At 70.2% G+C, this 12,861-nt stretch carries 11 protein-coding genes and 1 pseudogene; 8 read left to right on the plus strand and 4 right to left on the minus strand.

Annotated features, from left to right (window positions below; translation table 11 throughout):
* Window positions 1–51: 51 nt before the first annotated feature.
* From AB0J76_RS02405 to AB0J76_RS02435, 7 genes and pseudogenes are all read left to right on the plus strand, one after another.
* The gene (locus tag AB0J76_RS02405) at window positions 52–495 is read left to right on the plus strand and encodes a hypothetical protein (protein ID WP_352325255.1); all 444 of its coding nucleotides are present in this window, start codon (window positions 52–54) and stop codon (window positions 493–495) included.
* A gap of 236 nt (window positions 496–731) precedes the next feature.
* A complete protein-coding gene (gene dnaK, locus AB0J76_RS02410; protein WP_352325253.1) occupies window positions 732–2,603 on the plus strand; it encodes a molecular chaperone DnaK in 1,872 nt (623 codons plus the stop codon).
* The gene (grpE, locus tag AB0J76_RS02415) at window positions 2,603–3,202 is read left to right on the plus strand and encodes a nucleotide exchange factor GrpE (RefSeq protein ID WP_352325252.1); all 600 of its coding nucleotides are present in this window, start codon (window positions 2,603–2,605) and stop codon (window positions 3,200–3,202) included. Before dnaK ends, grpE begins: the two co-directional genes overlap by 1 nt.
* 21 nt (window positions 3,203–3,223) lie before the next feature.
* Window positions 3,224–4,405: a molecular chaperone DnaJ gene (gene dnaJ / locus AB0J76_RS02420; RefSeq protein WP_352325251.1), complete on the plus strand. Its 1,182-nt coding sequence runs from the start codon at window positions 3,224–3,226 to the stop codon at window positions 4,403–4,405.
* Between the two features lie 3 nt (window positions 4,406–4,408).
* Window positions 4,409–4,690: pseudogene (locus tag AB0J76_RS02425) on the plus strand (helix-turn-helix transcriptional regulator); the annotation flags it as partial.
* Window positions 4,691–4,762: 72 nt separating this feature from the next.
* Window positions 4,763–7,333: an ATP-dependent chaperone ClpB gene (gene clpB / locus AB0J76_RS02430; protein ID WP_352325250.1), complete on the plus strand. Its 2,571-nt coding sequence runs from the start codon at window positions 4,763–4,765 to the stop codon at window positions 7,331–7,333.
* 218 nt (window positions 7,334–7,551) lie between these two features.
* Window positions 7,552–8,205: a hypothetical protein gene (locus tag AB0J76_RS02435; RefSeq protein WP_352325248.1), complete on the plus strand. Its 654-nt coding sequence runs from the start codon at window positions 7,552–7,554 to the stop codon at window positions 8,203–8,205.
* 149 nt (window positions 8,206–8,354) lie between these two features.
* On the opposite strand, the gene AB0J76_RS02440 is transcribed toward AB0J76_RS02435, so the two are convergent.
* The gene (locus tag AB0J76_RS02440) at window positions 8,355–8,885 is read right to left on the minus strand and encodes a tetratricopeptide repeat protein (RefSeq protein ID WP_352319079.1); all 531 of its coding nucleotides are present in this window, start codon (window positions 8,883–8,885) and stop codon (window positions 8,355–8,357) included.
* A 173-nt stretch (window positions 8,886–9,058) separates the two neighbouring features.
* Between AB0J76_RS02440 and AB0J76_RS02445 the strand changes: the two genes are divergently transcribed.
* Window positions 9,059–9,418: a hypothetical protein gene (locus AB0J76_RS02445; RefSeq protein ID WP_352319081.1), complete on the plus strand. Its 360-nt coding sequence runs from the start codon at window positions 9,059–9,061 to the stop codon at window positions 9,416–9,418.
* Window positions 9,419–9,608: 190 nt separating this feature from the next.
* Here AB0J76_RS02445 and AB0J76_RS02450 read toward each other — a convergent pair whose 3' ends face one another.
* The 3 genes from AB0J76_RS02450 to AB0J76_RS02460 form a co-directional block, all read right to left on the minus strand.
* A complete protein-coding gene (locus AB0J76_RS02450; RefSeq protein WP_352319083.1) occupies window positions 9,609–10,277 on the minus strand; it encodes a TetR family transcriptional regulator in 669 nt (222 codons plus the stop codon).
* A gap of 578 nt (window positions 10,278–10,855) precedes the next feature.
* Window positions 10,856–11,929 (minus strand): CapA family protein, encoded by a 1,074-nt coding sequence (locus tag AB0J76_RS02455; protein ID WP_352319085.1) that lies wholly within the window; start codon window positions 11,927–11,929, stop codon window positions 10,856–10,858.
* 59 nt (window positions 11,930–11,988) lie between these two features.
* Window positions 11,989–12,816, minus strand: a complete 828-nt coding sequence (locus tag AB0J76_RS02460; RefSeq protein WP_352319086.1) for a helix-turn-helix transcriptional regulator — start codon at window positions 12,814–12,816, stop codon at window positions 11,989–11,991.
* Window positions 12,817–12,861 lie beyond the last annotated feature (45 nt).

A 12,861-nucleotide genomic window follows, 5' to 3' on the forward strand; every position in this document is an offset into this window, starting at 1 on the left:
TATATCGCTGAACCGCGGACCTGCCCTTTTCGTCTTAGGGATATGCGCACAATGACGACAGCGACTCTTCTCGCCGGTTCTCTGGTGCTCGCGACGGGTTGTGCCACATCGCCGCCGGCCGCCCGTCCGCTGCCGCAGACGCCCGCCGAGCACGTCGTGACACCGGTCACCTCCGCCCCCAGCAAGGCCCCCGAGCCGGTCAAGCCCACCGGCGACGCCATCAACGTGCACAAGGTCCGCTGGACCAAGGCGGCGTCCTTCGCACGCGGCAAGCAGGTCAAGCTCACCTGGTGGTCGGGCGTGGAGCCGTGCACCGTGCTGGACAGGGTCAAGGTGAAGGAGACCGCCAGGAAGGTCACCATCACCCTGTACGAGGGCACGTCCCCCAAGGCCAAGAGCGTCTCCTGCATCATGCTGGCCGTGGAGAAGACCACGACCGTCAAGCTCAAGCACGCCCTCGGCAAGCGCAAGCTCGTGGACGGCGCGAAGCCCTAAGCCCGACGTCCCCCCGGCCGCCCTCCTCATGACCGCGAGGTGGGCGGCTTCCTCATGCCGGTGGAACCGCCGGGCGTCCGCCCCCGTTACGCCTGATGTGTGGAATCACCCCAGTTCGTGGGAATGCCGACGCGCTCATGGGGGTTGAGTCGGGTAGGCTCAAGTCGTTTGACAAAGACGACACGAATCCGTAGCTTGAGTCCAACCGACTCAACTTTGACTACAAGGACGTACTCATGGCACGTGCGGTAGGTATCGACCTTGGGACGACCAACTCCGTCGTCTCGATCCTCGAGGGCGGTGAGCCCACCGTCATCGCCAACGCGCAGGGCTCGCGGACCACGCCGTCCGTGGTCGCCTTCGCGAAGAACGGCGAGGTCCTGGTGGGCGAGGTCGCCAAGCGGCAGGCCGTCACCAACGTTGACCGGACGATCCGCTCGGTCAAGCGCGAGATGGGCACCAACTGGTCCCAGGAGATCGACGGCAAGAAGTTCTCCCCCCAGCAGATCAGCGCCTTCGTGCTGCAGAAGCTGAAGCAGGACGCCGAGGCGTACCTGGGCGAGAAGATCACCGACGCGGTGGTCACCGTCCCGGCCTACTTCAACGACGCCCAGCGCCAGGCCACCAAGGAGGCCGGCACGGTCGCGGGCCTCAACGTCCTGCGCATCATCAACGAGCCGACCGCCGCGGCCCTCGCCTACGGGCTCGACAAGGAGCAGGACCAGACGATCCTGGTCTTCGACCTCGGCGGCGGCACCTTCGACGTCTCGCTGCTCGACGTCGGCCAGGAGGACGGCCACGGCTTCGTCGAGGTCAAGGCCACCTCCGGCGACAACCACCTCGGTGGCGACGACTGGGACCAGCGCGTCGTCGACGAGCTGGTCAAGCGCTTCCAGAACGCCCACGGCGTCGACCTCGCCAAGGACAAGATGGCCCTCCAGCGCCTGCGTGAGGCCGCGGAGAAGGCCAAGATCGAGCTGTCCAGCCAGGCCGAGACCAACATCAACCTGCCCTACATCACCGCCTCCGCCGAGGGCCCGCTGCACCTCGACGAGAAGCTGACCAGGGCCGAGTTCCAGCGCCTGACGGCCGACCTGCTCGAGCGCACCAAGGGCCCGTTCCACCAGGTCATCAAGGACGCCGGCATCAAGGTCTCCGACATCGCGCACGTGGTGCTCGTCGGCGGCTCGACCCGCATGCCCGCCGTCACCGAGCTCGTCCGCGAGCTGACCGGCGGCAAGGAGCCCAACAAGGGCGTCAACCCCGACGAGGTCGTCGCCATCGGCGCCGCCCTCCAGGCCGGCGTGCTCAAGGGTGAGGTCAAGGACGTCCTCCTGCTCGACGTGACCCCGCTGTCGCTGGGCATCGAGACCAAGGGCGGCATCTTCACCAAGATCATCGAGCGCAACACGACGATCCCGACCAAGCGCTCGGAGGTCTTCACCACGGCCGAGGACAACCAGCCGTCGGTGCAGATCCAGGTCTACCAGGGCGAGCGCGAGATCGCCTCGTACAACAAGAAGCTGGCCACCTTCGAGCTGACCGGCATCGCCCCGGCGCCGCGCGGCATCCCGCAGATCGAGGTCACCTTCGACATCGACGCCAACGGCATCGTCAACGTCTCCGCCAAGGACCTGGGCACGGGCAAGGAGCAGACGATGACCATCACCGGCGGCTCCGCGCTGCCGAAGGACGACATCGAGCGCATGATGCGCGAGGCCGAGTCGTACGCCGAGGAGGACAAGAAGCGCCGCGAGGAGGCCGAGGTCCGCAACAACGCGGACGGTCTGGCCTACCAGACGGAGAAGTTCCTCCGCGAGAACGACGACAAGGTCCCCGGCGACATCAAGACCGAGGTCAACGACGCCCTGGCCGAGCTGAAGAAGGCTCTTGAGGGCACCGACACCGACGTCATCCGCACCTCCGCGGAGAAGCTCGCCACGGTCAGCCAGAAGATGGGCTCGGCGATCTACGCCGCCGGCCAGGGCCAGCAGGCCGGCCCCGAGGGCGCTCCGCAGGACGCCTCGGCCGGTCAGGGCGCCAAGGCCGACGACGACGTGGTCGAGGCCGAGATCGTCGACGAAGACCAGCCGAAGAAGGACCAGTGATGCCGGCGCGCGACAACGGGCACGAGGAGCCGGTGATCCGCGACAAGCGCAAGATCGACCCGGAGACGGGCGAGGTTCGGGAGACCTCGGGCGAGCAGCCCGAGGCGCCCGCCGAGCAGGCGCCGGCGGCGGCCCACGACGGTGAGCTGGCGGCCCAGCTCGCCGAGCGGACCGCCGACCTCCAGCGCCTCCAGGCGGAGTACACGAACTACCGCAGAAGGGTCGAGCGCGACAGGGTGGCGGTCCGCGAGCAGGCCGTCGCCGGCGCGCTGACCGAGCTGCTCCCCGTGCTCGACGACATCGGACGGGCCCGTGACCACGGCGAGCTGACCGGCGGCTTCGCGAAGGTGGCGGAGTCGCTGGAGTCGGCGCTCACCAAGCTGGGCCTCAGCGCCTTCGGCCAGAAGGGCGACCCGTTCGACCCGACGGTCCACGAGGCGCTGATGCACAGCTACTCGCCCGACGTGACCGAGCCCACCGCGATCGAGGTGCTGCAGCCCGGTTACCGGATGGGTGAGCGGGTGCTGCGCCCGGCGCGGGTGGCGGTGGCCGAGCCCGAGGACGCTCCTCCCGCGTCCAATGACGACGAAGCAAACTGACAAAAGGACGAAGGGCCGTAGATGAGCACCAAGGACTACCTGGAAAAGGACTACTACGCCGTCCTTGGTGTGCCCAAGACCGCCACCGCCGACGAGATCAAGAAGGCGTACCGGAAGCTGGCCAGGCAGTACCACCCGGACACCAACCAGGGCGACGCCGCCAAGGAGACCAAGTTCAAGGAGGTCTCGGAGGCGTACGACATCCTGTCCGACAGCAAGCGCCGCAAGGAGTACGACGAGGCGCGCACGCTGTTCGGGTCCGGGGTGGGCGGTCAGCGCCCCGGCGGTGGCGGTTTCCCGTTCGACTTCGGCGACCTGTTCGGCGGCACCGCCGGCCAGCAGGGCGGGGGCGCCGGTGAGCGGCTCGGCGACCTGTTCGGCGGGCTGTTCAACCGCGGTGGGGCGGGGGGCTCCACCCGCACGACGAGCGCGACCAGACCGCGCCGCGGCCAGGACGTCGAGTCCGAGGTCACGCTCTCGTTCACCGAAGCCGTCGAGGGCACCACGGTGTCGCTCAGGCTGACCAGCTCGGCCGCCTGCACCGCGTGCAGCGGCACCGGCGCCAAGGCGGGCACGACCCCCCGGGTCTGTCCCACCTGCGAGGGCACCGGCGCGGCCAGCCGCAACCTGGGCAACTTCGCCTTCTCCGAGCCCTGCCGCGACTGCAAGGGACGCGGGCTGCTCGTGGACGACCCCTGCCCCGTGTGCGAGGGCAGCGGCCGGGCCAAGAGCACCCGCACGATCCAGGCCAGGATCCCCGCGGGCGTGGCCGACGGGCAGCGGGTCAAGCTCAAGGCCAAGGGCGCGCCGGGCGAGAACGGCGGCCCGGCCGGCGACCTCTACATCCTGACGCACGTCAAGCCGCACCCCGTGTTCGGCCGGACGGGCGACAACCTCACGATCACGGTTCCCGTGACGTTCTCGGAGGCCGCGCTGGGCGCCGAGATCAAGGTGCCGATCCTCAAGGGCATGCCGGTGACCCTGCGCATCCCGGCGGGCACGCCCAACGGCCGCACGTTCCGCGTGCGGGGCAGGGGCGTCACCCGCAAGGACGGCACCAAGGGTGACCTGCTCGCCAGCGTCGAGGTGCTCGTGCCGAAGACGCTCGACGACAAGTCGCGCGAGCTCCTCACCGAGTTCAACACCGCGACCGCGGGCGACGACCCGCGCGCCGATCTGATTCAGCGAGCCAGAAGCGAGTAGCCGATGGACGCCAACTATTTCGACCTGTCCGACGACACGCCTGTTTATGTGATTTCGGTGGCCGCGCAGCTCTCCGGGCTCCACCCGCAGACGCTGCGCCAGTACGACCGGCTCGGCCTGGTCAGCCCGGGCCGCACCGCCGGGCGCGGCCGCCTCTACTCCACAAGAGACATCATCCAGCTCCGCGAGGTCCAGCGGCTCTCCCAGGAGGAGGGCATCAACCTCGCGGGCATCAAGCGGATTCTCGAGCTCGAGAACGAAGCTCTGCGGCTGCGTGAGGAGGTTCACCGCCTGCGCGCCGAGATGCGGATGGTCCGGGCGCTGATCCGCTACGAGCTGCCACCGGGGGCCTAGGTTATGGACTACAAGCTCACCCAGAAGAGCCAGGAAGCTCTCTCGGGTGCCATGCGGCGCGCCGCCGCCGAGGGCAACCCGGAGATCTCTCCGGCCCATCTGCTCTCCACGCTGCTCTCCCAGACCGGCGGCACGGCCGTGCCGCTGCTCGAAGCGGTCGGCGCCGACTGGCGCACGCTGCGGGCGCGCGTCGAGGAGCAGCTCGCGGCGCTGCCGAAGGCTCAGGGCGCGACAGTGGGCGCGCCGTCGAGCTCGCGGCAGCTGCTCACCGTCATGAACACCGCCGCCCAGCACGCCAACCGCCTCGAAGACCTCTATGTCTCCACCGAGCACCTGCTCGTCGGCCTGGCGGCCGACGGCGGCGCGATGGCCGAGCTGCTCAAGTCGCAGGGCGCGACCCCGCAGGCGCTGCTCGACGCCTTCGAGAAGGTACGCGGCCACGCCCGCGTCACCAGCGAGACGCCCGAGGACACCTACCAGGCGCTGGAGAAGTACGGCGTCGACCTGACCGAGCGGGCCCGCGGCGGCGGCCTCGACCCGGTGATCGGCCGCGACTCGGAGATCCGCCGCGTGGTCCAGGTGCTCAGCCGCCGCACCAAGAACAACCCGGTGCTGATCGGCGAGCCCGGCGTCGGCAAGACCGCCGTCGTCGAGGGCCTGGCGCAGCGCATCGTGGCCGGCGACGTGCCCGAGTCGCTGCGCAACAAGCGGCTGATCTCGCTCGACCTGGGCGCGATGGTGGCCGGCGCGAAGTACCGCGGCGAGTTCGAGGAGCGTCTCAAGGCCGTCCTCTCCGAGATCAAGGAGAGCAACGGGCAGATCGTGACGTTCATCGACGAGCTGCACACCGTCGTCGGCGCGGGGGCCGCCGAGGGCGCCATGGACGCCGGCAACATGCTCAAGCCCATGCTGGCCCGCGGCGAGCTGCGCATGATCGGCGCGACCACGCTCGACGAGTACCGCGAGCGCATCGAGAAGGACCCCGCGCTGGAGCGCCGTTTCCAGCAGGTCTACGTGGGCGAGCCCACGGTCGAGGACACGATCGCGATCCTGCGCGGGCTCAAGGGCCGCTACGAGGCCCACCACCAGGTGCAGATCGCCGACAGCGCCCTGGTCGCCGCCGCCGCCCTGTCCGACCGCTACATCACCAACCGCTTCCTCCCCGACAAGGCCATCGACCTGGTCGACGAGGCCGCCTCGCGGCTGCGCATGGAGATCGACTCCCGTCCGGTGGAGATCGACCAGCTCCAGCGGAGCGTCGACCGCATGAAGATGGAGGAGCTGGCCCTGACGAAGGAGACCGACGAGGCGTCGGTCCAGCGGCTCGACCGCCTGCGCCAGGAGCTGGCCGACCGCCAGGAGGAGCTCAACGCCCTGGTCGGCCGCTGGGAGCACGAGAAGGCCGGGCTCAACAAGGTCGGCGAGCTGAAGAAGCAGCTCGACGAGGCCAGGGGCGCCGCCGAGCGGGCCCAGCGCGACGGCGACTTCGAGGCCGCGTCCCGGCTCATGTACGCCGAGGTGCCCCGGCTGGAGCAGGCCCTCCAGGCCGCCTCCGACGCCGCGCCGCCGGACAACGCCATGGTCAAGGAGGAGGTCGGCGCCGACGACATCGCCGAGGTCATCTCCTCCTGGACGGGCATCCCCGCGGGCCGCCTGCTGGAGGCCGAGACGGCCAAACTGCTGCGGATGGAGGAGGAGCTGGGCCGCCGGCTCATCGGCCAGCAGCAGGCCGTACAGGCCGTCTCCGACGCCGTGCGCCGCAGCCGGGCCGGCATCGCCGACCCCGACCGTCCCACGGGCTCGTTCCTGTTCCTCGGACCCACCGGTGTGGGCAAGACCGAGCTGGCCAAGGCGCTGGCGGAGTTCCTGTTCGACGACGAGCGGGCGATGACCCGCATCGACATGAGCGAATACTCCGAGAAGCACAGCGTGGCCAGGCTCGTCGGCGCGCCTCCCGGCTACGTCGGCTACGAGGAGGGCGGCCAGCTCACCGAGGCCGTCCGGCGGCGGCCGTACACGGTGGTGCTGCTGGACGAGGTGGAGAAGGCGCACCCGGAGGTGTTCGACATCCTCCTCCAGGTGCTCGACGACGGACGCCTGACCGACGGCCAGGGCCGCACGGTCGACTTCCGCAACACGATCCTGATCCTGACCTCCAACATCGGCTCGCAGTTCCTGGTCGATCCGAAGCTGGAGAACGACGCCAAGCGCGAGGCCGTCATGGGGGCGGTGCGCGGCTCGTTCAAGCCGGAGTTCCTCAACCGGCTCGACGACGTCATCCTCTTCGACGCGCTCGGCTCCGAAGAGCTGGCCCAGATCGTCGACCTCCAGGTCGACCGCCTGGCCCAGCGGCTGGCCGACCGCCGGCTGACGCTGGAGGTCAGCCCTGCCGCCCGCGAATGGCTCTCGCTGACCGGCTACGACCCCATGTACGGCGCCCGCCCGCTGCGCCGCCTGGTCCAGTCGGCCATCGGCGACAAGCTGGCCAAGGCCGTGCTGTCCGGCGAGATCGCCGACGGCGACAAGGTCAGGGTGGAGCTCGGCGACGACGAGTTGCTCATCCAGCGCGGCTGAGGTCGTGCCGTCGAGCCCGGAGATCCCCGCGGATCTCCGGGCTCCGGCATGTCATGCCAGGGTCATGTCCCGTCGCCGCGGGGTAAGGTTCCCGCCACCCTTCGGACAAGCCGCACGCGACCGGCCGGACACGTGGCTAGCTTCGGCGTTCGTCAGATCACCGATTCCGATCAGAGGGACGTGCGGTGTCATCTCGTAAGATCCGAAGCATCCTCACGGTGGCCGCTCTGACCGCGGGCCTCACCTGGCCGGTAGCCGGTCCTTCGGTGGCCGACACCTGCCGGCCGCGATCCGAGGCCATCGCCTCGTACTGCGACGGCCACGCCAAGCTCCAGCTCAACGAAGGCAGGACGAACGGCCACCGGGTCGTCACCGAGGAGGTCGGCAAGCTGGCCATGGCCGCCGGCGACATGGCCAGGCGGCTCGGCCTGACGGGTCTGGCGGCCGCCAGGTCCGCCATGGGCCCGCTGGCCGACCTCGGCGGCGTCGGGGCGACGTGGGGCATGCCCTCGCTGAACAGCGCCTCGCCCGCGCTGTTCCCCGCGGCCTCCGGCAACAGCGGGATGCGTGACCTGGCGACGACGCTGCAGGTGCCGGCGCTGCCCGCCCTCCCCGCGTTGCCGCAGACTCCGGTCGCGGCCCGGGTGCCGGCCGAGACGACGCTCGACGAGAGGCCGACCGCCCCCGCCTCGGCCCGCGCCGCGAAGTCGCCGGGCAAGGCGCGGCAGCCGGTGCGGGAGGTCGGCGAAGACCTGATCTCGACCCTGCTGCCCAGGGCCGTGCAGAGCATCGAGGGCGCGTCAGCGCTGCCCGGCGGCTACCCCGCGATCGACGGCTTCAGCCGCCTGCTGCCCGGTCTCGACCTGCACTGAGCCAATGCGTCCGGGCGCGGGTCGTGCCTGCCGCGCCCGGGCTTCCTCAGCCGGAGGGGTCGTGGCCGCGCACTGTCGCGGCCCCTCCGGCCCGGCTTCGCGGGCACGCGACAAGCCGGGCCCCGCGCGGGGGCCCGCCGGCCCCCGGACTAGGAGACGAGCTCGTCGAGCTCGTCCTCCGGAAGGCCGAGGTCGACCCTGATCCGGTATCGCGTCCGCAGCAGCGCCACCTGCTCGGGGTCGCCCTCGTCGCAGCCCAGCACGGCCTGGGTGGCCCATTCGAGGCCGCCCCGCAGATCGCCGTAGGCGACCAGGGTCTCCGCGATGGTGTGGGCCGTCGCCGTGGAGACGTCGCCCTCCGCGCGGATGGTCTCGATGAGCTCCCGGGCCTCGTCGGGCCGTTCGAGCTCGAAGAGGGTGTCGGCGATGCCTGCGCGCGGGTCGAAGCCCGCGTCGCCGCCGTCCTCCACGGCGCGCTGGAAACACTCCATCGCGCGTGCGGGCTGTCCCGCCGCTCGCCACTCCTCGGCGGCCAGGACGAGGATGGACGCCCTGGAGACGTCGCCGGACGAATAACCGAGCGCGACGTCGTAAAGCCGACTGGCCAAGGAACTGTGGTCGTCGGCCAGCAGGGCCTGCTCCAGCAGACGATCAAGGTGCTCTCGGGTCACATGCGCCACACCCGCGAGACTACCGAGCCGCCAGGCGGTTTGCCCGGTCAATGCGCATCGCCGGTCACATGCAAATTCGGCAACGTCTCGTCCAAGGCTGGTCACGCTGCGCGTGTATGCGCAGGTCAGCGGGCATATACGGCATGCTTTGCGGTACGCGGGCGGAGGGGGCTGTAATGGGCATGTCCAGGCAGATGACCTTCACGCTGGCCTGCGCCGTCGTTCTCTCGGCCCTCGGGCCCGGTGTGGCCGGGTATCTGTCGGCCCGGCTGGAGGCGATCCAGACGGCCGAACGCAACCTGCACGCGCTGCGGGCCAGGCTCGACGTCCGGCAGGCCCGGGACGTCCGGCCGGTGTCGTTCCCGCTGCCCTGCCTGCGCACGCCGGTGACGCCGCGCATCCAGCAGGTGCCCGCGACCGCGCTGGGCGACCGGCAGTCCGCCAGACGCCGGCACCGGGAGGCGGCGCCCCTGGTGCCCGAGTCGTGGCGGCGGGCCGCGCCCGGCGCCCACCGGCCGGTCATCGCCGGCACGGCCCGGTGATCCGGCCGGCGACCGCGGACCGCACGGCCCGGGCGAGCCCGAGCGCGACGCGGACCGGCCCACGCCTGTTGCGGGGGTCGAAGGGGGCACTGCGCTTGAAGGCGGACGGCGGAAGCTCGTACATCCTCACCTCAGGAAGACCCGTGACGGACAGCGACGATCGCTCGTCGCTGTCATGCCCAGATCTCGGTCAGCGTCCCACCTCGCCCTCGGTCAGCACGTGCGGCGACCACGACTTGAGCTGACGCGACAGGAACCCCCGCACCAGGTGCTTGGCGGCGTCGATGATGTCGGGCGCGCCGGCGGGGTCGCGCCGGAAGGCCAGCTTGAGCACCGCGTCGCCGGCCTCGACCGCGACCAGCACGGCCAGGTCGAGCGTCTCGCTGTCGGCCAGCCCGAACTCCTTGAGCAGCAGGCCGCGCAGCCTGCCCGCGATGACCGTGTTGTTCTCGGAGTCGGAGTCGAGCAGGTTGAGGTCGACGACGTCGCCGAAGTGCAGGCTCCTGAAGCCGGGGACCGTGCGGTGCATGTCGACGTACTCGTCGATGATCGCGTCGACGGCCTCCCACCAGCCGCGGTACTCCTCCTCCATGAACCGCAGCCCCACGCGCGCCACGAACTGCTCGACGTTGCGCCGGGTGAGTTCCTGGGTGATGGCCCGCTTGTCGGGGAAGAACTGGTAGACCGAACCGATCGCGACGCCTGCCCGCTCGGCTATGCGGGTGGTGGACAGGGCCTCGTAGCCGGTCTCGTCGAGGAGTTCGGCGCAGGCGTCGAGCATGCGCTCGACGCGCCGGGCGCTGCGGCGTTGGGCCGGCTGCCGCCGGAGAGCTTTGGGGTGGACGCAGTCATCATCCATTTGCGGCGAAGACACGGATTCATCTTCTCTCGTCTGCACGATCGTTACCTACTAATTTGCGGGATTTCTCGGACGACCGCCCGCCGCGTCGCCCATGGCGAAATCCACGGGCCGGCATAACCGAATATCCGTACTGGTCGGCGCGCCGAATCCGGCCCGGCCCGCGACCCGCGGCGCAGCGCGGACGCCCGGCGGCCCGGTGCCGCCGGAGGGGAATGCGGCCCGGGACGACACCCCCGCCGATGATATGTTCGATAAAATGTTCCGGACGACGACCGCCATATTGTTCAGCACAATGCCCGGCACACTATATTGCGAGACGATATTTCGCGAATAATCTTCAATTCGAGCGATATCAGCGACACCGGGCCGCACAGTCGTCGCGTGGCGGCCCCCCGCCGCGGGTGCACGGCGCGAACATGTTGCGCCGGTGGAGCTCCAGCCCGTTGCGCGCGCCCCTGACGCGGCGGGTCGGCAGCAGGATCGCGGGCGCGACGGGGGCGCCCTCGAAGACCGCCGGTCGCACCCAGCCGCATGGGCGACCTCCTATTGGACGAACTGTCCAGAGGATAGATCGATCATGGCCGCGCGGCCAGCCCCGAGCACGAGCGCAGCGCCTTCCAGTCGCTCACGGCCTGGCTCCTGGCCGCGCCCGTCATGGGGATCGGGATGCCGCCCTGGATCGTGGCCGGGGTCCACTGGTCCTTGAGCACCTTGCGGCCGTTGATCGTCAGCGTCAGCACGCCCGTCCTGCCCGTGGTGCCCGGGGTGGAGTTGTAGAAGACGAAGTTGCCCATGCCGTAGCTGACGTAGGCGTCGTCCAGGTATCCGGCGCCGAGCAGGATGTGCGCGTGCCCGCCGACCACGACGTCGGCGCCCGCCGCGACCAGCTTGGGGGCGAGCGAGCGCTGGGCCTCGTTGGGGCACTTCTGCATCTCGGTGCCCCAGTGCAGGTGCACGATGACGGTGTCGGAGGTCTTGCGCGCCTGGCGCACGGCCTTCAGCAGGCTGGCCTCGTCCTTGGCCGAGGCGAGTCCGCCCTTGTCGGCCGTGGCCGTCCACGACTGGATGAACTCGGCGTCGAGCACCTGCGTCGCGCCGATGATCGCCACCCGGTTGCCGTTCACCGTCTTGCGGAAGGGTCTGTAGGCCTGCGCGGCGTTCGCCCCGATGCCCACGATCGGGAACTTGCTGCGCTTGATGGCCGCCAGCGAGTCGGCCAGGCCGCTCTCCATGTAGTCCATGCCGTGGTTGTTGGCCATGGAGGCGACGTCCACCCCGGCCGCCTTGAGCGCGCTGAACGCGGTCGCCGGCGCGCGGAAGGTGAACTGCTTGCCGGGCGCGGGCGTCCCGGCCGTGGTGATGGCGGTCTCCAGGTTGACCATTGTCAGGTCGGCCTTGCGCAGCACGTTCGCGATGGGTCCGAGGGCGGTGCCCGGGTTGGCGAGCCTGCCGCGCAGGACGCCCTCGAAGTGCACGTCGCCGCCGAAGGAGATGGTGAACGGCCGGCGCGCGGGCTTCGGCTTCGAGCTCGGCGACCCGGCCGCCTGCTGCTCGACCTGCTTGCTCTGGGGCTCTTTGTCAGGTGCCGACGAGCATGCCGCGAGGGAGGCGGCGACGACCAGCACCGGTAGGACACGGGGGAGTCTCATCTATCGCCATTTCCGCTCGATCCAGACTTTTACGGATCGAGCATTCTATGGGCGGCAGATTAGGACTTGGTACCCATCAACCAGGTCAAAGCGGACCTGGTGGCGTCGTCCTTGGGGCTGTAGACGATCAGCCGCGTCTCGGGCGTGGCGGAGACGTTCAGGCTGGTCGTGCTGAAGCGGAGGTCGCCGGCGACCTCGTGCTTGAAGACCTTCACGCGGGGGCCCGGCTCGGCCACGTCCTGCCTGGCCCACATGCGGGCGAACTCGGCGCTCTCCGCGCTCAGCCGCCGTACGAAGTCCTGCCAGCAGGGGTCGTCGGCGTGCCGGCTGTAGGCGCCCCTGAAGACCGCGACCGCGCGCGGCAGCTCCGACTCGCGGTTGACGAGGGTGGTCGGGGCCTCCGTGTTGACGAACGTCTGCCACAACGAGTTCCGCTCGCCGTCCGGGGCCTCGACGACGTGCGGGAACAGGGCGGCGTAGGCCGCGTTCCAGGCCAGCAGGTCCGAACGGCTGTTGGTGACGGACGCGGGCATGTCGCCGAGCTGGTCGAGGATGCCCTGCAACTCGGGCGGCATGCGGCTGGCGTCGGCGACGGCGGGAGGCTCGGCCTGGCCGGTGAGCCGGTAGAGGTGCTGCCGCTCGGCGTTGTCCAGCATGAGCGTACGGGCGACGGCGTCGATCACCTGGCCGCTGACGTTGATCGGCCGGCCCTGCTCCAGCCACGTGTACCAGGTGACGCCCACCCCGGCGAGCTGGGCGACCTCCTCGCGGCGCAGCCCCGGCGTACGCCTGCGGGGGCCCGGCGCGAGGTTCACCATCTCGGGGGTGATGCGCGCCCGGCGAGTCCGGAGGAACGCCGCCAGATCCGTACGTCTTGCCTCGGTCACGGTCACACCTCCACTATGGGGGCATCCGCGCACACTTATCCAGGT

It is taken from the genome of Nonomuraea sp. NPDC049624 (genome assembly GCF_040675255.1).
GTDB lineage: Bacteria > Actinomycetota > Actinomycetes > Streptosporangiales > Streptosporangiaceae > Nonomuraea.